13 protein-coding genes are annotated in these 24,573 nt (G+C 40.5%); 11 read left to right on the top strand and 2 right to left on the bottom strand.

Annotated elements, in window-relative coordinates; genetic code table 11:
• The first annotated feature begins 323 nt into the window (after nt 1-323).
• The 9 genes from glsA (at nt 324) to JO178_RS01765 (ending at nt 20,005) form a co-directional block, all read left to right on the top strand.
• The gene (glsA, locus tag JO178_RS01805) at nt 324-1,337 is read left to right on the top strand and encodes a glutaminase A (RefSeq protein WP_291930817.1); all 1,014 of its coding nucleotides are present in this window, start codon (nt 324-326) and stop codon (nt 1,335-1,337) included.
• 777 nt (nt 1,338-2,114) lie between these two features.
• A complete protein-coding gene (locus JO178_RS01800) occupies nt 2,115-9,149 on the top strand; it encodes a type I polyketide synthase (RefSeq protein WP_291930815.1) in 7,035 nt (2,344 codons plus the stop codon).
• An 18-nt stretch (nt 9,150-9,167) separates the two neighbouring features.
• Nucleotides 9,168-13,415, top strand: a complete 4,248-nt coding sequence (locus JO178_RS01795) for a beta-ketoacyl synthase N-terminal-like domain-containing protein (protein ID WP_291930813.1) — start codon at nt 9,168-9,170, stop codon at nt 13,413-13,415.
• Nucleotides 13,403-13,702, top strand: a complete 300-nt coding sequence (locus JO178_RS01790) for a phosphopantetheine-binding protein (protein ID WP_291930811.1) — start codon at nt 13,403-13,405, stop codon at nt 13,700-13,702. Before JO178_RS01795 ends, JO178_RS01790 begins: the two co-directional genes overlap by 13 nt.
• On the top strand, nt 13,693-14,475 hold the full coding sequence (locus tag JO178_RS01785) for an alpha/beta hydrolase (protein WP_291930809.1): 783 nt from the start codon (nt 13,693-13,695) through the stop codon (nt 14,473-14,475). The genes JO178_RS01790 and JO178_RS01785 overlap by 10 nt, the downstream gene beginning before the upstream one ends.
• Nucleotides 14,468-16,870 (top strand): nucleotide disphospho-sugar-binding domain-containing protein, encoded by a 2,403-nt coding sequence (locus tag JO178_RS01780; RefSeq protein WP_291930808.1) that lies wholly within the window; start codon nt 14,468-14,470, stop codon nt 16,868-16,870. Before JO178_RS01785 ends, JO178_RS01780 begins: the two co-directional genes overlap by 8 nt.
• Nucleotides 16,871-16,950: 80 nt before the next feature.
• Entirely contained in the window at nt 16,951-18,222 is a 1,272-nt protein-coding gene (locus JO178_RS01775; RefSeq protein ID WP_291930805.1) for a condensation domain-containing protein, read from the top strand.
• Nucleotides 18,219-19,472 carry a condensation domain-containing protein gene (locus JO178_RS01770; protein WP_291930803.1) on the top strand — a complete coding sequence of 418 codons (1,254 nt, stop codon included), beginning with the start codon at nt 18,219-18,221 and terminating at the stop codon, nt 19,470-19,472. The genes JO178_RS01775 and JO178_RS01770 overlap by 4 nt, the downstream gene beginning before the upstream one ends.
• Nucleotides 19,469-20,005: a hypothetical protein gene (locus JO178_RS01765; protein ID WP_291930801.1), complete on the top strand. Its 537-nt coding sequence runs from the start codon at nt 19,469-19,471 to the stop codon at nt 20,003-20,005. Before JO178_RS01770 ends, JO178_RS01765 begins: the two co-directional genes overlap by 4 nt.
• A 152-nt stretch (nt 20,006-20,157) precedes the next feature.
• On the opposite strand, the gene JO178_RS01760 is transcribed toward JO178_RS01765, so the two are convergent.
• Nucleotides 20,158-20,286 (bottom strand): hypothetical protein, encoded by a 129-nt coding sequence (locus tag JO178_RS01760; protein WP_291930799.1) that lies wholly within the window; start codon nt 20,284-20,286, stop codon nt 20,158-20,160.
• Nucleotides 20,287-20,547: 261 nt separating this feature from the next.
• Between JO178_RS01760 and JO178_RS01755 the strand changes: the two genes are divergently transcribed.
• Both JO178_RS01755 and JO178_RS01750 read left to right on the top strand, forming a co-directional pair.
• Nucleotides 20,548-22,407 carry an AAA family ATPase gene (locus JO178_RS01755; RefSeq protein ID WP_291930797.1) on the top strand — a complete coding sequence of 620 codons (1,860 nt, stop codon included), beginning with the start codon at nt 20,548-20,550 and terminating at the stop codon, nt 22,405-22,407.
• Entirely contained in the window at nt 22,407-23,882 is a 1,476-nt protein-coding gene (locus JO178_RS01750) for a restriction endonuclease (RefSeq protein WP_291930795.1), read from the top strand. The genes JO178_RS01755 and JO178_RS01750 overlap by 1 nt, the downstream gene beginning before the upstream one ends.
• A 348-nt stretch (nt 23,883-24,230) precedes the next feature.
• Here JO178_RS01750 and JO178_RS01745 read toward each other — a convergent pair whose 3' ends face one another.
• A complete protein-coding gene (locus tag JO178_RS01745; RefSeq protein WP_291930793.1) occupies nt 24,231-24,572 on the bottom strand; it encodes a hypothetical protein in 342 nt (113 codons plus the stop codon).
• Nucleotide 24,573 lies beyond the last annotated feature (1 nt).

The raw sequence follows: 24,573 nt of genomic DNA, 5'->3' as shown, positions 1-24,573 counted from the left end.
TCACCTCCTGCTGCAACTGAAATAAGCGAGCAATATCAATGTTTAGACTAATGAAAATATAATTTGAAAGTACAGGCAGTAAAATTCAACAGACCGAATGCAAGTTCCCGTTTTATTGAATATTCAGATTATAACAATGCAAACATACAAAAAACTCTGTATAGATACCAAAAAAACACCTCACGATGAGACCCTTATCGGTATATTTTAAAATTCAGTCCGCTTAAAAAGGGTTTTGGAATAAGAATTGCCAAGGAAGATGAAATATTTTATCTTTGTTTTTTCGGTACTTATTATAAACATTTTATTCGAAGATCTTCTCTATGAAAAAAAACAGCTTTTTATTTTCTGCAAAAGGAATTTTCATCGCCTCTTTTCTGAGCTTAAACACATTCGTTTACGCTCAGAAAACAGCAGATATATCCACAATTTCGGAAAAAACTTTAACCGGTATTTTAGAAAAAAATAAAACGTATTACAGCCAGGGTAAAGTGGCCGATTATATTCCTGAATTGGGAAAAATGGATGCCAAAGCCATTGCTTTTTCTGTAGTGGACAAGAACGGAAAAATCTTTAACTCCGGTGATATAAACAAAAAATTCACCATGCAGAGTATCTCCAAGATCATTGCATTAATGGTTGCTGTCAACGAAAGAGGTGAAGCCAATGTTTTTGATAAAATGGGATATTTTGGATCTGATAAACCTTTTAATCATTTTTCAAATCTGGAAACAACAGGTAAGCCCCTCAATCCGATGATGAATGCCGGAGCTATCCTTACCACTTCTCTGATTTCAGGGGATGGCGAAAAACCATTTCTTAAAATCCTCGATATGGTAAGATATATTACTAAAAACCCATCCATCGACTACAACAAATCGGTCTTCGAATCTGAAAAATCTACAGGACACCGTAACCGCGGAATGTTTTACATTATGAAAAACAGCGGACTGATCTCCGGCAATGAAGATCAGCTGGATAATTATTTCAAACAATGCTCCATCGAACTGACCGCTGAGGACCTAGCCAAAATAGGCTACTTCTTCGCCAATCAATGTGTACGTTTCGATGGAGATGCAGCTTATAAAAACACAGAAATTGCCCGCCTGATAGAATCGCAAATGTTAACAGCAGGAATGTATGAATTCAGCGGAGAATATTCAAGAACTGTCGGGTTACCGAGTAAATCCGGTGTTGGTGGCGGAATTACCGTAAGTGTTCCCGGGAAAATGGGAATCGGAGTTTTCAGCCCCGCCTTAGACCAGCATGGAAATTCATTAGCCGGTTATCACATGATTTTAGACCTGGTAAAACAATACAACTTAAGTATATTTTAAACAAAAGTTACAGAATTTTAAATAGATACCTCCGGTTTTTATCGGAGGTATTTTTTTATTATTATAACGACTGGTTTTTAAAAACCTGACCGCATCACCTAATCCTCTCCTTCTCAAGGTCAACCCAAAAAGCAAGTCTCCCGATCTTGTGAAAAATTTACCATTACAAGCATATTATCTTTTCGTAATATAAAAAAACAAATCTCTTATTATTGAAATATTTTATTTTTTATTCCTATCTTTGTCTGATATTACTGTAAATATAAATTATTATATTTATATTTAATTATAATTGTACCGGCTTGTTTCTAAGAATAAGTAAATAAATTATGTACTTTAATAGCATTTGAACAATTAGTATTTTTTTGTTAAAAAATTATTACTAAATTTCATTTATGATTAAAGATATAATATAAATTTATTATTTTTATTCCCGCATAATAAACAATCGCTCATTATACCTATGGGTTCTAGCGTTTTGTTATGAAATATTATTGTATCATTTCAATACCATAATGCAATGAAAAACTTGACCACAATCGGGCTAACAGCCCTAAAAAAGCCGAAATCCTATTTTACACCTAATAATCTGTCGATTAGTAGCGGTGAGACAATTAACCTCCTCAATATTAAGGAATTGTCATTAGATTACTCCTATAATTAAAAATATAATAAAACTAACTACTTAAATTCCCTCCATAACAAAATAATTACTCTTTAAACCAGCCGGTTTTTTAGTGGTTCGTTATGGAATCTCCTGCTAACATCATTAACGCAATGAAAAACTTAACCATTATTGGACTAACGCCGTTCGAAAAACCGGACGTTAGCCTTATGCCTAAATTGCATCAGGCGGGCGCATTTCCTGTTCTAAGCTTAGGATATGAACTCATGACTGCCCAAGAATCACTGAATCAACTAGACCAGACAGAGGTACCATCCTATGGTATTTATGTACCTAATGATACCCTCATATCCCTCCAAATCTCAGAAAAAGTAAAATTTGCGATTCTTCCATCCGGGGTTTCGATGAATTTATTTTCAGATCTGCCTGTTATCTATCAGGTAAGCAGCCTGGAAGAGGCTTTGCAAGCTGAACAAAACGGAGCAGAAGGAATTATTCTGAAAGGAAATGAAGCGGGAGGTCTGGTCGGCTACGAATCAACATTCATATTGTTTCAGCGGGTTATCAAAGAAATTAAATCCATACCGGTATGGATACAGGGAGGTGTTGGTCTTCATACTGCTGCCGCTGTAAAAGCTTTAGGAGCAACAGGTGTTGTACTGGACAGCCAACTGGCTTTATTTCCGGAAAGTTCAGTTCCTCAGGATATCAAAGAGGCATGTTCAAAACTCAACGGAACGGAAACAAAAATTATAGCTAACCATCGCGTACTGGTAAGACCTAATTCACCGGCATTATCTGAAAATATTACCGCTGAAGAACTTAGAAAATATTTCATCGATTTTGACCTCAGCAGGAGCTATATCCCTATGGGACAAGATATCTCATTAGCTGTAGACCTGTATGAGGATTTCAAAACACTGAAAAAAATGGTCTTCGGATTCAAAGAAGCCATGTACGGACATTTAAAACAGGCAAAAGCTTTACAGGTAATTGATAAAGACAATGCAATGGCTCAACAGCTTAATCTTCGTTACCCTATTGCACAGGGGCCTATGACCCGTGTGAGTGATGTCCCGTTATTTGCCAACGCCGTAGCAGAAGCAGGAGCACTGCCATTTGTTGCTCTTTCCCTGCTTAAAGGAGATTCTGCAAAATCTTTAGTAACAGAAACAAAAAAACTGGCGGGTGAAAAAACGTGGGGTGTAGGAATTTTAGGATTTGCACCGCAGGAATTAAGAGATGAGCAAACGTCTTATATATTGGAAGCCAAACCACCTGTCGTTCTGATTGCCGGAGGAAGACCCGCTCAGGCAAAAGTATTCGAAAAAGCAGGCATAAAAAGTTTCTTGCACGTTCCTTCTCCTGCTCTATTGGATATTTTCCTAAAAGAAGGAGCTAAAAACTTCATCTTCGAAGGCCGTGAATGTGGTGGGCACGTAGGCCCGCTTTCCAGTATGGTTCTTTGGGAAAAACAAATTGAACGCATTTTAAAAGAAGAACATCCTGAAGAAATCAGTATATTTTTTGCAGGCGGAATCCATAATGCATTTTCTACGGCATTTGTTTCTATTATGGCAGCACCGCTGGCTGCAAGAGGAGTAAAGATCGGGGTACTTATGGGTACTGCTTATCTTTATACTCATGAAGCTGTACTTACGGGAGCTATTCAGGAAGAATTCCAGCTGCAGGCTATGCAGGCAAAAGATACAGTATTACTGGAAACAGCTCCGGGCCACGAAACCCGTTGTTTAAATACAGCTTTCGCCCATCATTTCAATACGGAAAAAGCAAAATTGCTGGAAGCCGGCACGGATAAAAAACAGGTATGGGAGCAGCTTGAAAAATTAAATGTAGGCCGTCTCCGTATTGCTGCAAAAGGAATTGAACGCCAGGGAGATAAACTGGTAAACATTCCAAAAGAAGACCAGCTTGATCTTGGGATGTATATGATTGGTCAGGTAGCCACCATGCACAACCGCGTCATTTCACTGGCAGCACTTCACCAGAATGTTACGGATAATTATGAATACATTAAAAATGCCGCATTGTCAGAAGAGCCTGTATCTACTGAAAAACCACTTGATATTGCCATCGTAGGGATGGAATGTATTTTCCCGGGAGCAAAAAACCTGGAGGAATACTGGAGAAATATCATTCTTGGAAAAGACAGTGTTACAGAAGTACCTGATGAAAGATGGAATAAAGATCTTTATTACCATCCGGATTCGGACGGACCGGATGTATCTCATTCAAAATGGGGAGGCTTTATCCCTAAAATAGATTTTGACCCTCTTGCGTTCGGAATTCCGCCGCAATCTCTGGCAGCCATTGAGCCTACCCAATTACTGACATTATTGGTAGCTAAACGTGCTATGGAAGATGCCGGATATGGTGAAAAACATATCAACAGAGAAAACATTTCTGTAATTATTGGTGCTGAAGGCGGTAACGATCTTGCCAACAGCTATAGTTTCAGAGGATATTATAAACAGGTTTTCGGAGAACTTCATGAAGAAGTAAAAGAAGCATTCCCACATACAACTGAAGATTCTTTTCCGGGTATTTTGGCCAACGTGATCGCAGGTAGGATTACGAACCGTCTGGACCTTGGCGGAAGAAACTTTACAGTAGATGCAGCCTGTGCATCTTCTCTGGCTGCTATTGACTTAGCTTGTCAGGAACTCGTATTAGGCAAATCAGATATGGTTCTTGCCGGTGGTGCAGATTTACATAACGGAATCAACGATTACCTGATGTTCTCGAGTACACATGCCCTGTCCAGAAAAGGAAGATGCGCCACATTTGATGGTGATGCAGACGGTATTGCCCTTGGAGAAGGAATTGCCATTCTTGTTTTAAAACGATATGAAGACGCTGTACGTGACGGCGACCGTATTTATTCGGTTATTAAAGGTGTAGGCGGATCTAGTGATGGTAAAGCACTCGGACTTACGGCTCCCCGAAAAATCGGTCAGGTAAGAGCATTAGAACGTGCTTATACCCAGGCCGGTATCAGTCCTGCATCTGTGGGGCTGGTAGAAGCTCACGGTACAGGAACCGTTGTAGGGGATAAAACTGAATTAAGTGCACTGACCAATTTATTCAGCCGTTCCGGGGCCTTACCGGGTCAGACACATTTAGGTTCGGTAAAAACACAGATCGGACATACCAAATGTGCCGCAGGACTGGCAGGTTTAATCAAGGCTTCCCTTGCAGTATATCACGGTATAAAACCTCCTACCCTTCATCTTCAGCAGCCTAATACTTATTATAATGCCCAGACAAGTCCGTTTGCTTTCCATGCAGAAAGTGGATTATGGACTGAGAAAAACCGTTATGCAGGAATCAGTGCTTTTGGATTCGGAGGAACTAATTTCCACACTGTAATCGCTAATCATCCCAAACAAAATGATGCTATCGCTATGCAGTCATGGCCTTCTGAATTATTCGTATTCCGCGGGGATACCTATGAAGAAGCTAAGGGACAGCTGTCACAAATCAAAGCATTACTTGAAATCAATGATGACATTGCTTTAAAAGATATCGCATACAGTTTAACGATGAGTTCGGAAAAGCCAATCCAGCTAAGCATTGTAGCGGATACAGCAGAAGACCTGGTTATGAAAATTGACCTCGTATTGCTAGGGATTGAAACAAAAGATACGTTTACCGTTAATAAAAAAGAAGGTAAAGTAGCATTTTTATTCCCGGGACAAGGCAGCCAGAGAATCAACATGGCTCGAGATCTGTTTGTTGTTTTCCCTGCGATGCGTAAGCTTATGGATGATTATCCTGAACTTGAAAAAGTAGTTTTCCCATCAAAAACATTTGATGAAGCTGCTTTAAAACAACAAAAAGAAACCATTAAAGATACCCGTTTAGCACAACCTCTTTTAGGAATTGTTGATCTCGCATTAGCTAAATTCTTACAATCACTGGGAATTGTTCCTGATATGCTAGCAGGACACAGCTATGGTGAATTACCAGCTTTATGTTTTGCCGGGGTTTTCGGAGAAGAAAAACTGGTTGAATTAAGTATTCAAAGAGCTCATGCTATTCTGGACTCAGTAGAAGGCGGAGATCCGGGATCAATGTTAGCAGCCAGTGCAACACGGGAACGTCTGGAACCGATTCTTGCTAAAGCAGAAGGATGTTATCCGGTTAATTTTAATGCACCTACTCAATGTGTGATTGCCGGAAGTACAGCATCTATCAACCAATTACTGGAAATACTTAAACAAGAAGGAATTTCCGCTAAAAAACTGGAAGTTGCCTGTGCATTCCACAGTCCGTTACTGGCGAAATCAAAAGGACTGTATGAGACTGTATTACAGGATGTATCTTTTGAAGAAATGCAGATTCCGGTATGGTCTAACACCACTGCAGAAGTGTATCCGGCAAAAGCATCCGAAATAAAAGAAAGACTTACTGATCATCTCGTACAGCCGGTACGATATGTAGAAGAAATTCAGGCAATGTATAACGACGGAGCAAGAATCTTCATTGAAGTTGGCCCCGGAAAAGTATTAACCGGATTAACGAAGTCATGCTTAGAAAAAGATCAGCTTACATTATATGTTGAAGACAACAGCAGAAATAAGTTTACACATCTTCTTTGTATGCTTGCTCAATATTTAGGAACAGGACGACACTTCTCCATCGACAAACTTTTCGAGGGCCGCAGTGTCAAACTTATCCATATTGATCAGCCTGAGCTTTATAAGAAAAATCCGGCGATCTGGCGTGTTAACGGGCAAACTGCTCATCCAACAACAGGTAACCTTCCGGCTAACGGAGCATTACCTATTTTAAATCCTATCCAAATGAATAATTTTACCAACCAACAGACACCTGCTCCTGAGAGTCAGTCTACTGCCGAACGTATGTTGCAGGAATATTTAAACAGTATGAAATTAATGATTCAGGCGCAACGAGATGTGATGCTTTCCTTTATGGGACAAAATCCTCAGGCATTCCCGGCTCCTGTTTATACAACTCCGGCAACTGCTCCTGTACATCAGATGGCTGCAATACCGGCTCAGACAGTTCAGCCTGCCCATCAGGAAATACCGCTAGCCACTACTCCGGTAAAACAAGCTCCTGCAAGAGATATTAAAGCCTTATTGTTACAGGTTGTAAGTGATAAAACCGGATATCCTCAGGAAATGCTGGGAATGGAAATGGATCTTGAAGCTGACCTGAGTATCGACTCTATCAAGAGAGTTGAAATTATCGGAACACTTCGTAATGAACTGGGAACTCTGGCCAACGGTAATACCAGTGAAGATACGGTAATGGAACAACTGGCAGGAATCAAAACGTTAAGCGGATTAGTTTCATGGCTTACGGAATATTCCGGAGCCGGAACACCTGCTGCTTCTGAAAAAAACGGGGCCACAGCTGAAACCGCTGGTTCAAAACCAAAAACGTCATCTGCATTATCTCTTGAAGATCTTCAAAATGCGATTCTGAATATCGTGAGTGAAAAAACCGGATATCCGAAAGAAATGTTAGGCTTAGATCTTGATCTTGAAGCTGACCTGAGTATCGACTCTATCAAACGTATGGAAATTATCGGAGATCTTAAAGCTAAGATTGGTTTTGGTGAAAACTTAGAACAGGCTGATGATCTTATGGAAAAATTGGCCGCCATTAAAACCCTTCGCGGTTTGGCAGGCTGGATCAGTGAAATGAGTGGCTCATCTAATGAAAGCAGCAATGAAGTAAAGGTTGTGGAAACTCCTGAACCGGTTCAGAATATATTATCACGTCTTCGTTTTGATATCACTCCTACAGATGCTTCTCTGATACAAAATACAGAAGTTCTTCAGGGAAAACGATTTGCCATCACTCAGGACAACACTAAGCAAACAGCAGCCATTAAAAACGAACTGGAAAAACACGGGGCCATTGTAGAATTAACAGATACAGAAAAAGACCTGTCCAGTTTTGACGGACTGATTATGCTGGATATGTTCTCTTCCACAGTGAAATACAGCATTATCGACCATGTGGATATGATCAAAAAACTGGATTTCGATAAAGTGAGATGGGTATATCTTATCTCAGATATTCCGGCACACCTTCAGGAAATTACTGATGCCCGTGTACTTCGCCACCATCAGGGATATCCGGGATTATTTAAAAGTCTTGCTAGAGAATTTGATCATACTACCTGCAGACTGATCAGCCTGAGTACTCCTCAGGAAGTGGATCAGATTGCTGAAATTACATTAAAGGAAATATTAACCAACGATAAGCCTGCTGAAATTATCTACAAAAATGATCAGCGTCATAAAGTAGATATCATTCCTTCTCCATTATCTACAAGTCTGGATGAAGCGCATATTCAGCTGGATCAAAAATCCGTTGTTCTGGTACTCGGAGGAGCACAGGGAATCACAGCCGAACTTGTGAAGCATATGTCTCAGGCATATCCTTGTACTTATATTCTGGTAGGAAGATCGGCTGATCCCAGAGAATCTTCTGATCTTAAAGAACTGGAAGGAATGAAAACCAAAGAGGAAATAAGAGCTCATCTTATCAAATCAGCGGCATTTACTTCTCCTGCTCAGATAGAAAAAGAAACCGTAAGGATTTTCAAAAATAATCAGATCCTGCGTACCATCCGCGATATGGAACAGCTTGGAAATACCATCATCTACAAATCTCTGGATCTTTGTGATGAAGACGGGTTAGGTGCTCTGATCAATAATATTTATGAAAAATATGACCGTCTAGACGGCGTTATTCACGGAGCGGGTCTATTAGAAGATAAATTATTCAAGCAAAAAACAACAAGCTCTTTCGGACGTGTATTCGATACTAAAGTAAAACCTCTACGTGTATTGGCAGAACAGTTACGTACAGACTGCCAGTTTGTAGTATTATTCTCAAGTATTGCCTCAGTATACGGAAACAAAGGACAGACAGATTATGCTGCTGCAAACAGTGTACTTGATGACTATGCTAAAGCATTAAATAAAAAATTAAAAGGAAAGGTAATCTCTATCAACTGGGGACCTTGGAAAGGCGCCGGAATGGTTTCTTCAATATTAGAAACCGAATATGAACGCAGAGGTATTTCTCTGATCCCATTGGATGAAGGAAAAGAAATATTCCTTAACGAGATAAAATACGGAACTGAGAGCCAGGTGCTGATCATGTCGGGAAATAATTGGTAATCCTCTGTAAAACTAAGTATGAAAAAAACAGATGTTGCTGTCATTGGTTTATCCTGTGTCTTTCCGGGGGCGCAGGATGCCAACACTTTTTGGCAGAATATTGTCAATAAAGTTGATTCTACCCAGTTAGCTCCGGCTGACAGGATAGATCCGGTACACTTTAGTGATACCACCAATCCTGTAGACCGTTTTTATTGTAAACGCGGTGGATTTATCCCTGATTATGAATTTGATCCTACGGCCTTTGGAATCCTGCCGCTTGCCGTTGAAGGAACAGAGCCGGATCATTTACTGACCCTTGATTTAGTTCAAAAGGCATTGGAAGATGCCGGTGTATTTCAGAAGAAAACATCCCTTGAAAAAACAGGAATTGTAATTGGTAAAGGAAATTATACAGGACCGGGAGCAACCCGGGCTATAGAAATTGTAAGAACCGGAGAACAGATTTCCTCGTTATTACAGGAATTACTGCCTCAGGTATCTTCCGCTGATATTGAAAAAGTAAAGCATGCCTTTCAGGAACGTAAAGGACGTTTTGCAGCAGATACGGCAATGGGATTAATTCCTAATCTTGTTGCATCGCTTGTTGCCAACCGTTTTGATTTGGGCGGAGCTGCCTTTACCGTTGATGCAGCCTGTGCCAGTGCCCTGATTGCTGTGGATCATGCGGTACAGGAACTCCAGAGAGGAAGATCCGACATCATGATCGCCGGCGGCGTCCATACCGGACAAAATGCTGCCTTCTGGAGTATTTTTGCTCAGTTGGGAGCAATGTCCCGTCAACAACAAATCAAACCTTTCAGCAGTGACGCCGACGGGTTACTGATTGGAGAAGGCTGCGGTTTCGTTGTTTTAAAACGACTCGAAGATGCCATTCGCGATCAGGATAAAATCTATGCCGTTATCAAAGGTGTGGGAGTAAGCAGCGACGGGAACGGAACCAGCGTGATGAGTCCTTCTGTAAAAGGACAGCTGAAAGCGTTGGAACAGGCCTGGATCAATGCTGATCTGGATAAAAACAAAGTAGGATATCTGGAAGCCCACGGAACAGGAACTCCGCTGGGTGATAAAACAGAACTTCAGACCTTAGCACAGTTCTTTGGAAAAGAAGACACAGCTCCAGCAGCCGGGATCGGATCTGTAAAGTCCAATATTGGTCATGCTATGCCTGCTGCCGGAATTGCCGGACTCATCAAAACCTGTCTGGCATTACACCACGATACTTTACCTCCGACGTTATATTGTGAGAATCCTGTTGCCGATATGAAGCACACCCGCTTCGAACCTGTACAGGAACCTAAAAACTGGTCGAAAACAGGATTACCTAAAGTAGCAGCAGTGAATGCCTTCGGCTTTGGAGGAATCAATGCTCACATTGTTCTTGAAGGCTATGATATGCCCAAAAAAGACAATGTATTGCTGCTAGCAAGGCCAACGCATGAAGCTTTACTTTCTGCATTACAAAATAATGATACGACAACAGGTGAGGGAGATTTCAGAATAGCGATATTCGATCCCACTCCTGCGAGAATAGAAAAAGCCATTAAAATTGTTTCTAAAAACCTTACCTGGAAAAACAAGCAGGACATCTGGTATACTTCTGCCCCGCTATTAAAAGATGGTGGTAAAGTAGCCTTCGTATTCCCCGGACTGGACGGCCTGGCTAAAGGTGAAGTAGAAAGTGTCAGCCGTTATTTCGGATTGGCAGCACCTATAGAAACAGAAGGTGAAGGTCTTTTAACCGATGCACTGAATATATTCAACAACTGCAGTATCCTTGACAATTCTCTGAAAAAACTGGGAATTATTCCGGATATGAATGCAGGCCACAGCTTGGGAGAATGGCTCGCCGGCTATTCCTCAGAGTTGGCAGAAGCTAATTCTGTGAAAGCATTAATAGACGTTCTTCATCCTGAAACATTTGAATTAAAAGATTCAAAATTTATTGCCATAGGAGCGGGAATTGATGCAATAACTCCTTTTATTGCTGAAATTTCAGACTTATATGTTTCTAATGACAATTGCCCGAATCAGGTCATTCTTTGTGGCAGCAATGCCGCACTGGATAAATTGGTACCTCTGTTAAAATCAAAACAGATTTTCCATCAGGTACTGCCGTTTCAGTCCGGATTCCACTCTCCTTTTATCGCTGATAAACTGGATGTGATCCTTGCAGGAATGGAAAAAGCACAGTTCCAGCAAACCAAGATTCCTTTATGGTCTGCAACAACGCTGGAGCCTTATCCTGCAGATCAGGCAGCCATCAGAAAGCTGAGTGCGGAACATCTTGTTCAGCCGGTACGTTTTCGTGAACTGACGGATAGATTATACGAAGAAGGTGCAAGAGTTTTCATTCAGGTAGGTACCGGAGGACTCATCGGATTCATTGATGATACCCTGAAAGGAAAAGCATTCAGTACGATTGCTTCCAGTGTTCCTACCCGTTCCGCATTAGCGCAGTTACAACGTGTTGTCGCTTCGTTATTTGTGGAGGGTAAAACGATTGCTCTCGACTTTTTAGAGATTCAGAATCATTCAAAAAAAGCCTCAGGAAAGGGTATCAAACTGGAACTAGGTTCTCCTATTATCCGTAATTTTAAAGAAGTTAAAGCATTGGTTCCGTCTTTTGATGGGCCTAAACAATATGCCAGCTCCTCTGTTGCAACAAAATCCGGTCATCCTCTTGTAAAGGCTTTTCAGGACAATGTTGCCGATATGATCCGTATGCAGGAAGAAGTTCTCACTTTATTCCAGAACCGTCCGGAAATTACAATTCAGCGTCCGGCTCCGGTAGCACAGGCTGCTCCAAAAGCACCAAGAAGTACAACCTTTTCAAAGGATCTGTATGTAACACTGGAAAGCCATCCTTACCTTATCGACCACAGCTTGCTGAGACAGCCTAAAGGGTGGGCTCATGTTGCTGACATGGAACCGGTAATCCCGATGACCATGATATTTGAACAACTGGCGGAAATCGCAGAAGCAGAAATGCCGGGAACACAGGTTCATAAAATCATGAACGTAAGTGTATTCCAATGGATGAACGTGGCTAAACCTTTTGAAAAAACAGTAAAAGGAGAATGGCGCGGAACCCACCATGCTTATCTGGATATTGAAAACTTTGCCAATGCGGAAGTGATCTTAAAATCCTCCCCTGTTGCTGCTCCGGTATTTAATCTTTCAGTCGGGGATCTTCTGCCTATTGAAAGAACACCTGAAGAGATCTATGACATGCATATGTTCCATGGAGATAAATATCAGGGAATTACGGAAGTTTCAGCAGTGGGAACTAAAGGGATCGTAGGAAAGATCAAAGGAAATGGTGGAAAAGGATCTCTGCTGGACAATGCCGGACAATTATTCGGGCTTTGGCTGCAGCTTACCTTAGTGAAAGACCGTATTGCATTCCCTGTGAAAATCAGAGATATTGAATTCTTTGGTGATATGCATGATCAGGAAGGCGTTTTTGAATGTACCTGTATGCTTACGGAGCTTAATGATGAATTTGCTATTGCAGATATCATTCTGAAAAGAGACGGAAAAGTATGGTGTGCCATCACGGGATGGCAAAACAGAAGACTGGAAATCGACGCTGCTCTGTGGAATGTTTCCATGTCACCGTTACATAACCGTCTTTCTGAAGAAATTGCTCCTGAGATATTCTTCTTCCATCAGGCCTATACCAGAGTTGCTTCATGGGATTTTATCCTTAAAAGATATTTCAACCAGACGGAAAAACAGCATCATCAGCAGTTATTACCGAACAAGAAGAAAAACTGGATGGTAAGCCGTGTGGCGGTAAAGGATGCGGTAAGAAATCTTCTCCGCCAGGAGAAAAATCATGCCTGCTTCCCGATTACGTTTGAAATCCGTTCAGACGAAGCCGGAAAACCTTACCTCATTAGTGATTTCACGGAAAACATTCATATTTCACTGGCTCATAAAGGAAAAGAAGCCGTGGGTATTGCAAGATATGGAAAATCGGTAGGCATTGATATGGAAACCATTGAAGAGCGCAGTTCCGGATTCTACGACATGGTATTTACCGACAACGAATTAACATTATTAAAAGACAGAGATCAGGCGGAATGGACGACCCGTTTCTGGGCCGCGAAAGAAGCATACGGAAAGTTTCTGGGAACAGGGCTGAAAGGAAACCCAAAAGCCTTCGAAGTCGAACAGATAAAAGATGATCACCTGTGGATCAACAATATTGAAATCAAAACTATTAAACATAAAAATTATATTATCGGATGGACACTGTAAACGCAACATTAAAAATGAACCACGAAGAACTTTTCACCCTTTTAAAAGGTTTTATTACTGAAGTAATCGGTGAAGAATTTGCAGAAGAAATGGATATTACTCCGGAAAGTTCATTCACGAAAGATCTTGAAATGGACAGCATCGAGATTGTCTCTTTCTCTGAAAAGATTAAGGCCCATTTTGGCGATCAGATTGATTTTACAGGCTGGCTGTCTTCTATGGATCTGGATCAGCTGATCAATCTTGACCTTAGTATGATCATCAATTATATCTACGAATGCCAATAATCACTGTCAACAACAGACAAGTTCATATACAGGAACTCAATAAAGGTGCCGAACAAACCGTGGTATTGATCCACGGTATGTTCAGTAACCTGTCTATTTATTATTTTAATATCGCCCCTATTCTGGCGCAGCATTTCCATGTGGTGATGTATGATCTGAAAAGCCACGGAATGAGTGAGCGCTTTTTAGACGGATATGATCTCGAAAACATGTCATCCGATCTCATAGGTTTAATGGATCATCTGCAACTGGAAAAGGTACATCTGGTAGGGTATAGTTTCGGGGGACTTATTGCTTTAAAAACAGTCTTAAAATATCCTGACCGCATCAACCAACTGGTGGTAATGGAAGCTCCGGATCCTCAGGATGAAAAAGCCCGTAACATCATTGATGAATACAGCAAAGAATTCCTTGAGCATTATGTCGCCAATTTTACAGATACTACCAAAGTTCAAATGGGTAAAAGGCAAATGGAGAAGAATCATCGTATGTATGAGTTTTTGTTTAATCAGACCAGTATTAAGACAGATATGATCAGGGAAAAGCATTTCCTAGGTGAAGCCTCATTCCATACATTGAAGACTCCTGTATTACTGCTTTACGGTGCTGATTCCAACTGCAGACCTACAGGTGAATGGCTGCATACTCAGATCGGATCATCCGAACTTGAATTAATTCCCGGCGATCACAATATTCCCATCCAGCAACCTCAGCTGATTGCAGAGACGATCGCTCAGTTTTTATCTAACATTTTAACGAAGAACCATGGCTAAATTTGCATTTATAGTTCCACCATTGACAGGACATGTCAACCCTACTCTAAGCATCGGTGCTACCCTGCTGGAAAGAGGACATGAAGTTGCCTGGATCAGTCTTGACCCAACTTTAGAGGCTAAACTTCCCGAGGGAGGAAAATTATTACTGATCCGGTATGATCAGACCGACGAGGAAAAAAAAGAAAGCGAACAATATCTCGATATTATTTCAAAAAAAGTAGTGTACGGAATAGACAGCGTGAAGTTCCTTTATGAAGAGGTTCTTATCCCGCTGAACAGACACTGTTATAAAGGAATTGTTTCTTTACTTACCACATATCATCCCGATTTGATTATCGGAGATCACCAGCTTTTTGCGGCCCCTGTTGCTGCCAAAGTACTGGGAATTCCTTATGCCACTTCCGTTACTGCTCCGGCTGCCATTAAAATTATGAATGAGCTGCCTAAAGTACATGAATGGGAAGTGAATCAGATCGTCGCATTACAGCAAGAACTGGGCGTTCATGAAAAACATTCTCTGGCGACTTCCGATCTGCTGACACTGGTATTAACTTCTACTTATTTCTTTGGTAAAATGGAGGATTTACCGGCTCAATATCAATTCACCGGCCCCGTTCTTACCGAACGCCGAATTTCATGTGAATTTGACTGGGACCGCTTAAAAAGTGCCACCAATAAAAAGATTCTGGTCAGCATCGGAACGACTTTCGATCACGATCATAAAAAAGCTTTCTTTCAAAAAGTAGTAGATGCCTTTAAGGATGAAGATTTAACCGTTGTAGTGGTTTCCGACCCGCAACTTTTCGATCAGTGGCCGGAAAACTTCATGGTATACCAACAGGTTCCGCAACTGGATTTATTACCTCATCTTGACGGAGTGGTATGCCACGGTGGTCACAATACCGTTTCCGAAACCTTATCCAACGGAATCCCTTTGGTAGTGATTCCAATTGCCTATGACCAGTCACACGTTGCAGGACGTGTGGTACGTACGGAAGCCGGTGAACGTCTTAATTTCAACAGATTCAAAGCGAATCACCTGAGAGAAGCGGTACAACAGATTCTGAATAACCCGGGGTATCGTGAAGCTGCTCAGAAAGTGGGACAGTCTTTCGCAGAAGCCGGAGGTTCCGCCACGGCAGCAGATTTATTGGAAGAAGCTGTATCAACGACTTCAAAACCTGAAAACCCTTCTAAATTTTTATTCGTTGTTCCGCCGTTTTTCGGACATGTGAGCCCGACATTAAGTGTGGGAGCCAGCCTGATTGCCCGCGGCCATGAAGTGAAATGGTTCGGTATTACTCCACTGGACAGCAAGCATATTCCGGAAGGAGGTTCTTACTATTATCCTGAAGAAGATCTTATTCCGTATCAGGAGGAAATTACCCGTATTCTAAAAAGACAGGATGACGGTCCGGCGTGTTCCGGTCCGGAAGTGATGAAACTGGCACTGGAAGAAACTTATGTCCCGTTTGCCAAAATGATGATGCCCGGTTTAGGCCGGCTTACGGAAAGCTGGAAACCCGATGTTATTGTAAACGACTGTATTACTTTCGGAGGGGCTCTTTTTGCCCATAAACATAATATACCTTGTGTAACCACCACTCCTGTTCCACCGGATGTGATGGGAGATACGGAAAAAAGTGCTCCTAAAATCTGGGAATGGCAGCAAAACCTGATCAAAGACCTTCAAAGAGAAGTAGGCATTCATGAAGAAGGTATTTATATCCATTCACACAAACTGAATATGGTGTTTACATCACAGGCTTTCGCCGGTTTTGAAACCGTTCCCTCTCATATGAAATTTGTAGGGCCCGTAAAAGGACGTCCTAATGATGCTCCGTTTGACTGGGACCGTCTGAATGCCTCTACTACACCCAAGATCTTTGTTTCATTAGGAACTCTTTTAGTGGATATCAGAAAAGCATTCTTTGAAAAAATTATTGCAGCATTTGCTGATCAGCCGGTTACGGTAATTGCCGCTACTCCGCCGGAAATTTTTGAAGAATGGCCGTCTAATTTCATTGTCAACAGCTTTGTTCCTCAGTCTGCAGTGATGCAGCAAATGGATATGGTGATCTGCCACGGAGGATTCAATACTGTTAACGATACATTTCGTAATGGTTTACCAATGCTGATTACCCCGATCGCTTATGATCATTTCCATATTGCAAAATTAATAGAACAGGCAGGCTGCGGAATCAGTATCCGGTACAAAAGGCTGCGTGTGGATGCTCTCCGTGAAACCGTTTTTGAATTGCTTGAAAATCCTAAATACAGGGCAGCAGCTCAGGAAGTTCGAGACACATTCACCCTTGCCGGAGGAAACGACAAAGCAGTAGAATTGTTAGAAGACTTTGTACACCAACATTCAACATTAGCTTCAGTATAGCCTATGAAATCGCTATGATGTGTCTGCATTTATAAAGACAAAGCGATGGTATATGGCCTAAAAAAGACAGATATCTATATATGAAAAGAAGATTGTTATTTGGCGAGCGCATGTTATTAGGAGACGGAACCGAACCTTTTAACGCCGTCATTCCGTTCAGGCTGAGAGGCAGCTTCAAACTGGAAGATATCCAGCGTGCGCTGGCTCAGATTCAGCATAAACATCCGTGGTTAAGAGCTCTCATCACTCATGATGAAAAGAATATTCCATGGTTTGATGTACCGGAAAATCCGATCTCCATTCCGGTAAGGATTATCGCGCGCCAGCATGAAAACCAGTGGCAGGAAGAATCCAGGAGAGAATGGCACACGCCGTTTAATTACGAAAAACTCCCTTTAATCCGGTTTGTATGGATCAAGGGAGAAGAAATTTCAGATATGCTTTTTGCGTTCCATCATTGTTTATGTGATGGTGGCTCTGCAATGGCTTTTTTATATGAATTCCTTCAGGTCCTGGATAATCCTTCAATGGATATCGGGGTAGAAAAACCTATCCTGGGAATTCAGGATGTTGTTCCGGCCTCGGTTCTGGCCAGCCGCAGACAACAGCTTAAAGCGAAATTTATTGGCAGACTGGCTGCTACCGCCATCAGGTGGATTCCTGTCGGCAAAAAAGCTGTGGAGAGACAAAACGATTATTTAATCCACTGGAAGCTTGATCATACCGTAAGCCAGCAATTGATTTCTTACTGCAAATCGAATGAAGTCACTGTGAACACTTTTCTGAGTGCCGCTGTACTTCAGGCATTTAAAAGGGTAAAAGGTACGGCAGCTTTCAATAAAGTTTCCTGTCCTGTAGATATCAGACGTTTTGCTACGCAGGTGAAGGAAGATCATATTTTTGCTTTCGGGCTGATGATTGTTGTTTCTTCTGATCATAAATTAAGTTTCTTAGACAACCTGCGCCTGATGCAGGAATCTGTAGAACGTAAAACTTCAAAGCTGAATCCTTATATCACTATGATGGTGATGGAATCCGGACACGATGCCCTGAATAATTTTACCCGATTATTAAAAAACGGAAAATCATCCAATGACTGCATGTTTTCCAATCTGGGACGTATTCAGATCCCACACCGGTATAAAGCATTTACCCTGGAGACTATTTTCAGTCCTTCTGTGATTGGTCCGTTAGGGAATACTACCACGATGGTGACCTCAACCTTCAGAGGAGAAATGGATTTTTCTTTTGTAGGAAGTGAGGGATACCTGCCTTATGCTGAAGCACTGGCCGTTCGTGACGAAGTCATGAAAATTATTAAATCACAACTGGAATATTTAGCTGTATCATGATGAAAAGACCGCTTATGATGGTGGAAAGAATCATGTATGTAGATTCTAAAACACCTTTAAACTGTGTATTTACTGCAAAAATCTCCGGAGAACTTTCCGAAGAAAACTTTAGAACGGCCCTTACAAAGATCCAGCAGAAACATGCTTTGCTAAGAACGATTATTGATGAATCCGGCGGAAAGTATCCTTTTTTTACAGAAGAAAAAGAGATTACTCCTATCCCGCTCAGGATTATAAGCCGACAGACTGATCATGACTGGCTTTTTGAGTCTGAAAGTGAATGGTTTCATCTTTTTGACGGTGAAAAAACGCCTCTGGCCAGACTGGTGTGGATCAAAGGGACGAATGTTTCTGAGATTCTCTGGGTTATGCCCCATTGTATCGGCGACGGTACTACGGGTATAACGCTGATGCGGGAGCTGCTTTGTCTGCTGGATAATCCTTCGGCAGAACTTCCGCCTTATGAAGCTTTCCGGTCGGTAGATGAATTTCTTCCTAAAGATTTCAATCTCAAATCCAAAAAGCTAAAGGCCAGAATTTACCTCATGTTTGCCGGTGTTTTTTTCCTGCTGCAAAGAAAAAGCAAAAAGAGAAACCACGGGAAAAACTACGCCCTGCACAGAAAACTGGATATTGAAACGACCCGACAGATCACCGAAAAATGTAAGGCCAACGGAATCTCGGTACATGCACTGCTTTGTGCCGCCGTGATGCAGGCTTTCCGTGATATACAGGGAACACAGGCCAAAGGTAAGGTGATCAGCCCTGTAGATGTCCGCCATTTTATTCCGGAAATCAGACAGGATCACTTATTTGCTTTTGCCCCAACGGTGGAACTCACCATAAAAAAAGACAGCCAGGATGTTCTGAGCAATGCGAAAGACATTAAAAATGACCTCATCCAAAAGATCGGTAAAATGGAAGCCCGTGAATTGTTATGGATGGGTGAACAAATGCACCCTGTGGTGGAACGTATGATTTCCCTGCTGAAAACCAGCAACGGAAGCCATGATGTTACACTTTCTAATATGGGTAAAATTGATATTCCGAACGAGTATCAGAAATTTAAAGTAGAATCCATTATTAGCCCTACGGTTGCTTTTCCATGGTTAAATTCCAATACATTCGTAGCCAGTACATATAATCAGCAGATGGATTTCACGTTTATGTCTAATGAGAATTTCCTTCCGAAAGAAGAAGCCCGTAAAATTAAAGATAAAGCCATTGAGCTGTTGACCCTGTCATTATGAAATTTAAAATAAAGCCTGCAAAGCCTAAATTAATAAAAAAAACCACCCTGAAACGCTTTCTGATAAAGCGTACCATTTACTATGTCCTTCCGAATGTATTCTTCAACTTTATTATCGCTTATGCGAGTTTCAAAGAACTGGGATACACTCATTTTTTTGCAGGCACCCAAAACTTAGCCCGTCTCACCCTTCCGATGGCGATATTCCTTCCGGTAGTTCTTACCATCGATATCCTCAAAAGAGTGACTGATGCCGCCGGACAAGGTGCCATAGAGTTTACTGTAGACGAACAGCTTAACCTCAAAAAACTGATGACCAGGCTAAGCATTCTGCATGGAGTGATTACAGGATTACTCGTCCTCTCCCTACTGTTCATCGGACAATATAATTTCTCAAAAGATTATAAACTGGATGCTACAGCAATGGCTGTAGTGGTAGGTGTACTGGCCGGGATTTTGTCTGTCGTGTTTGTATATCTGCCGGTGTGGAGACTGAGGAGATGGATGTGCAGGAAAATTGAAATCGCGGCATAGGCTCACATACAATTGATCTTCTCATTAAAAATAACAAGATGTAATCATCAGTTTTCCATTCTGAAGATTACATCTTCAACCCATTTATACTCTATCTGCCTACTTTCATTGGTGGTGGCGGAAGCTGCTTTTGTGGCGGATAATTATCCATCTCATTTTGTCTGAGTATTTTTTTTAGCCGACTCAAAATCTATGGTAAAATCGACAGATTCTGCGGCAGCATCCTGTTTATAAATTTTATCTTCCAGAAAATTGATCGTATCATTAAATCCGGAATCCATAAAAGGCTTTATATTTCAACTTCAGAAATAAGTGGTGAAAGTCTTATATTTTACGTCTTCCCGTAATTATCCGTTAAAGATTTTCCTTATTATTGTAATCCATAAACAACAAATCCATGAAAACAAATACCACTTCATCTCTTTATATGATGGTATAGAAGATATTCAACATTTATTTACAAATAATTTACCGCCAATAAAGGCTCCGTTCGCTGCTAACGGATCATGTATTATATGGCAGTCAGCAAACTAAAAACCAATATGACTTTTACAGAATTAATTGACAAATTAGAGATTTGGGATGAATGGCAGAAAGGCTACATCCATCACGTACCCCAGTTTATTCAGGAAGCCGGTACGGGAAAGAACTGGGAAGACTGGGACAAAGAAATTTTTTATGAATTTTTTATGCGCTCAGCAGATCAATGTGTTTCATCTCTGAAACAAGGATATTTTACGAATGCAGAGAGAGAGCTGATTAAACAAAACTGGCCCGAACTCTCCATACTTTTACAGAGGATTGCTTTAAATCAGGAAGAGCCTTTATTTGAAACCTACCATCAGATCAAGGAACTGATCCGAAAATGTACGGATAATAATAAAAAAGCAGCTACCAATAGGCTTATCGCAGGTTTACAGCCACAACTTTTATGTACTATCGTCAATGAAGATAAACTAGGCCATCTGGTGTATCTGCTGAATACCCATGTTGACGATTTCAAAATGGAACTTACCTATGACTGGTTTAAGGACAGCCATAATCTGCTTCAGATCTTTAAAGAAAAACTCGACCGAGACGTTTTCGACATTGTAACTCTTCCATGGCAGGTTTATGATTATTTTCAGGAACAAAATACCCCTTCTTCTACAGAACAAAATGATATGAGTGAAAACAAACTGGATCATCAGCTCCGAATTTTAGAATATAAAAAACAAATCATTCTTCAGGGTCCTCCGGGAACCGGAAAAACCAGACAGGCAAAAGAACTGGCAATTCAATTACTGGGATTAGATGATATTAAGGAACTGAAAGATCACCCCCAGTTTAAGCTGATTCAGTTTCATCCCAGCTACACATATGAAGATTTTGTAAGAGGTATTGTGGCCAAACCGGATGAAGACGGAAACGGCATCATCTATGAAGCTGAAAATAAAGTTCTCGGCGATTTTATCAAAAAAGCCTGTGAACATACCCGACACAACAATACTATTTCATCTGCCGTATGGCTGGAAGAAGTATTTGAAGATTTCAAAACTTCTATAGAGGAAGAACTTATTGCCAATGATCATAAAATAAGACTTACCAATAAGCTTTTCCTCACCCATATCGGAGAAAATTCCTTCCATATTTCGAGTGACGGCTGGAAGGGAGACCGTTTAAAATTCAGTGAGATTATAAAACTTTACCAATATGATATCACTGAAAAAGAAGACACAAAAAATTATCATGATCTGGCAAAGGCAGTATACCACAGAACATCCTATTATTTTCCTGTAGTTGAGAAATTCAGAAACTTTGTAAAGGATAAGCCTGCTCCTGCTCCCTCACCTCCGGGATCCCAGTCAGACAAGTACGTTCTGATAATTGATGAAATCAACCGTGCTAATCTTTCATCTGTTTTGGGAGAGTTGATCTACGCTCTTGAATACAGGGATAAAGCAGTGGAAAGTGTATATGAAGTGGACGGTAAAAGAGAGCTCATCCTCCCTTTTAACCTTTACATCATCGGCACCATGAATACCGCAGACCGCAGTGTGGGACATATTGATTACGCGGTAAGAAGGCGTTTTGCTTTTATTGATGTATTACCTGAAGCTCTGGTGGAAGATAGGCATATTCATTTTAATAAAGAAGGTTTTGAAAAAGTTTCGCAGCTATTCAGCAACGGAAATGTAAGTGGCGAATTTGAAGCGAAAGATGTTCAGCTGGGTCATAGTTATTTTATTGCCAAAACAGAAGATATCCGCCCTGATCAGACAAAAGAGGAAATTTTCAGAATGAAGATGAATTATGAGGTCGTTCCTATTCTTCTGGAATACGTAAAAGACGGAGTTCTTATCGGAGATCATGACGGAAAGGACATCAAAGCCTATATCAATGATCTGAAAATAAATAATTGATGGGAATTTTACTTTCGGAACATAAAAGTTTTCTGATAAAGAGAATCATCTCTGAAGAGCCTTTTTCAGAGATCCATGATGAGTTGTATCTTGATGACGACTCTTTCCAGCTGTTTAATACGCTGGAAAGTAAAAAATTCAATCATCAGTCTTTCTCTTTTTCGGTGGTAAAAGGGGAAAACCAGTGTGAAATCAAAGCTGGCTATTTTGTGGGCGTGGACTGGTTGGGAAAAACCGGCAGAACCATATATGTAGAACCTAAAATAAATGCGGGTTTATCACAATATTTCCAGAACTGTCTCAGTGAGGAAGAAAACTCCATACCGGCTACTGAAGAGTTTGAAAGTAATGAAAAAGCCGAAACCAGAGAAATCAATTACCTTAAAATCCTTCTGGATATCATGGCTTTACCACAAACAGCCGGATATTCAAAAGAGATCATCCAGATCGACTGGAAGGCCCACCCTATTAGCATTGACCAGAAAGATGATCATTTAACGCCGTTTCTTATTGTACAGTTTCTACAGCATTTAAAAACAATTGTACGAAAAGGGCTGAAAAAGTCTTATTATAAAGTTCAGGAAAACCTGAACAGCAGGATTAAGGGAAAAGTGCTGCTAGGGCCGCATATTAAAAAGAATGTTTTTAAAAACAGACTGACTTCCACTTTCTGTGAGTTTCAGGTATTCGGAGAGGATCATCTGGAGAATCGTTTTTTAAAGAAGGTCTTAGCGTTTTCAATTAGTTATATTGGGAATAATCCGCTATTATTTTCGTCCGGTACGGAATTTAAACATATTCTGAATTATTGCAGACCGGCTTTTGAGCACATCAGTACCGGTGTTAATGAGGATCAGTTGAAAAATATCCGGAAAAATCCTTTCTTCAATGAATATGGAGAAGCTATCAGAATCGGTCAGCTTATCCTGAAACGTTTTTCGTATAACATCACCAAAACAACCCGTAAAAAAATAGAAACCCCACCCTTCTGGATCGACATGCCGGGATTATTCGAGTTGTATTTTTATTGTCAGCTGATAAAAGCTAATCCTCAGGATCAACGCTACATTCATTATCAGTTTAGTACCTATGGAAATCATCTGGATATTCTGATCAGTAAACCGGGCTATGAAATGGTTATTGATACGAAGTATAAACTGAAATATACTAAAAGTCATATTCATAAAGATATCCGTCAGGTTTCAGGCTATTCCCGTCTGAAAAAGGTCATTAATGAAATAAAAAGTAAAAACAATACATGGGAAGAAGATAAAGTGATAGATTGCCTGATCATCTACCCGTATCTTGATCAGCAAAATGCCGGTCAACAGGAAAACACCTCATCATCCTTACTGAAGGATTTTTCACTTGCAAACATTAAAAAGCAATTTGAAAAGACTGAAAATCAGATTACAGTTTATCACAAAGTCTTTAAATTAGGGATTAATCTTCCCCTCATAGATAAGACCGGATAAAAACTCAGCATCACAGCAAAAGTACTTTTTGAAAGTTTCAAAAAGTGCTTTTGCTTTTTCATCCCTTTCCAAAGGCTATAATTACAACTAAACGCGGCTTTTTTAAATATTCTAAAGATCATGGGTGCTTTTTAAATTTCATATCACCAAATGCAGATGAAAACAACCTCATTTTACTTAAAATCACAGGATGCAGTAAAAATACTAAACTATGATAATCAACCAGTTAAAACTTAAAAACTATTATTAATACCTAATAAGCCTCCGAAGGCCTCAGTAAATATTTAAAAAAAAATTAAAGACCAAAAAATGGCCTTTAATTCTTCAACATCCGCTCAATTATGATCATTAAAAGCCCTTATCGGAAAAGTGATTAAAAAATAAAGACGAATCCTGCGGGTGATAAAGGTCAAAATCATTATTTACACTTTGAATATAAATTCCATACAACTGTAAATATTCCAGCAGCCTGTTGAAGTGACTAATAATACTAAAACTTGAAACAATAAGTACATCACCGGGACGTATCATTTCCATTTCTACCAATTGTATGATCTCATGCGGATCTACTTTCCCGTTTGACAGAGTGATATATAATTTTTTTTCACATCCTATTTTTTTTAATTTTTCATCTCTGTTACGATGATCCGGGTTCATTTGTAAGCAAACTTCTATTAATCCAATTTTCATT

The organism is Chryseobacterium sp. (genome assembly GCF_019236175.1).
Classification (GTDB): Bacteria; Bacteroidota; Bacteroidia; order Flavobacteriales; family Weeksellaceae; genus Chryseobacterium.
The sequence above is the reverse complement of the archived record's forward strand: the minus strand, read 5'-3'. Positions and strand labels throughout refer to the sequence as shown.

Excerpts from the sequence above, each read along its gene's own strand:
- glsA (WP_291930817.1), top strand. The coding sequence starts at position 324 with ATGAAAAAAAACAGCTTTTTATTTTCTGCAAAAGGAATTTTCATCGCC.
- JO178_RS01800 (WP_291930815.1), top strand. The coding sequence starts at position 2,115 with ATGAAAAACTTAACCATTATTGGACTAACGCCGTTCGAAAAACCGGAC.
- JO178_RS01795 (WP_291930813.1), top strand. The coding sequence starts at position 9,168 with ATGAAAAAAACAGATGTTGCTGTCATTGGTTTATCCTGTGTCTTTCCG.
- JO178_RS01790 (WP_291930811.1), top strand. The coding sequence starts at position 13,403 with ATGGACACTGTAAACGCAACATTAAAAATGAACCACGAAGAACTTTTC.
- JO178_RS01785 (WP_291930809.1), top strand. The coding sequence starts at position 13,693 with ATGCCAATAATCACTGTCAACAACAGACAAGTTCATATACAGGAACTC.
- JO178_RS01780 (WP_291930808.1), top strand. The coding sequence starts at position 14,468 with ATGGCTAAATTTGCATTTATAGTTCCACCATTGACAGGACATGTCAAC.
- JO178_RS01775 (WP_291930805.1), top strand. The coding sequence starts at position 16,951 with ATGAAAAGAAGATTGTTATTTGGCGAGCGCATGTTATTAGGAGACGGA.
- JO178_RS01770 (WP_291930803.1), top strand. The coding sequence starts at position 18,219 with ATGATGAAAAGACCGCTTATGATGGTGGAAAGAATCATGTATGTAGAT.
- JO178_RS01765 (WP_291930801.1), top strand. The coding sequence starts at position 19,469 with ATGAAATTTAAAATAAAGCCTGCAAAGCCTAAATTAATAAAAAAAACC.
- JO178_RS01760 (WP_291930799.1), bottom strand. The coding sequence starts at position 20,286 with ATGGATTCCGGATTTAATGATACGATCAATTTTCTGGAAGATAAAATT.
- JO178_RS01755 (WP_291930797.1), top strand. The coding sequence starts at position 20,548 with ATGACTTTTACAGAATTAATTGACAAATTAGAGATTTGGGATGAATGG.
- JO178_RS01750 (WP_291930795.1), top strand. The coding sequence starts at position 22,407 with ATGGGAATTTTACTTTCGGAACATAAAAGTTTTCTGATAAAGAGAATC.
- JO178_RS01745 (WP_291930793.1), bottom strand. The coding sequence starts at position 24,572 with ATGAAAATTGGATTAATAGAAGTTTGCTTACAAATGAACCCGGATCAT.